Raw genomic sequence first — 755 nt, 5'->3', positions numbered from 1 at the left:
CGCCCTGGCAGGCCGCCGCCATGGCGGGCTCCACCTGGTCCGCGCCGTGGCCCGTGACCACCACGGCCGAACGCGCATCCAGCTGCGCTGCGGTCGCCAGCACATGGCCCAGCAGCGGGCGCCCCGCCAGGCGCTGAAGGACTTTGGGCAGGCGGCTTTTCATGCGCGTGCCCTTGCCCGCGGCCATGATGACGAGATCCAGAGGTGCTGTCATAGGTGATTCATCCAAAACGCCAGAACCTGTGCCGGCAACGCCGCCGATTATCTGTCCGCCAAGGGCTGCGGCCGGTCACACGATTGACGTATGCTGGCGGCGCCATGCCCCATGCCACCACTGCACCCGTTCCCCTGCTGCGCACACGCGCCATCGGAGCCGGCCATCTGCGTGCCTTCCTGGCCGTGGCCCGGCACCTGAATTTCCGCGCGGCCGCCGACGAGCTGTCGCTGACGCAGTCGGCCGTGAGCCGCCAGATCCAGTCGCTGGAGGATGAAGTCGGCGTGCCGCTGTTCCTGCGTCACACGCGCGCCGTGGAGCTGACCGGGGCCGGCGCCCAGCTGCTGCGCTCGGTGGCGCCCGCGCTGGAGCAGATCGACGCCTCGGTGCGCCAGATCCGCCAGACCGTGGGCCGCAAGAGCGTGGCCATCACCACCTGGGCCAGCTTTGCCGCCATGTGGCTGATCCCGCGCCTGGAGTCCTTCCAGCGCGCCTGGCCCGATATCGACATCCGCATCGACACCAGCGACACCGTACGCGG

2 protein-coding genes are annotated in these 755 nt (G+C 70.1%); one reads left to right on the top strand and one right to left on the bottom strand.

Translation table 11 applies throughout. The features are described 5' to 3' along the window. A partial coding sequence (locus tag L995_RS16445; protein WP_047472669.1) for an NTP transferase domain-containing protein occupies positions 1-214 on the bottom strand: 214 nt, incomplete at its 3' end. 104 nt (positions 215-318) lie between these two features. Here L995_RS16445 and L995_RS16440 point away from each other — a divergent pair. Then, positions 319-755: LysR family transcriptional regulator (locus L995_RS16440; RefSeq protein WP_047472668.1), on the top strand; the 437-nt coding region annotated here is incomplete at its 3' end.

This window comes from Delftia sp. ZNC0008, assembly GCF_000799035.1.
In the GTDB taxonomy this organism is placed as follows: Bacteria; Pseudomonadota; Gammaproteobacteria; order Burkholderiales; family Burkholderiaceae_C; genus Comamonas; species Comamonas tsuruhatensis.
Note: the sequence above shows the minus strand (reverse complement) of the source record. Positions and strands in the feature narration are given on the sequence as shown.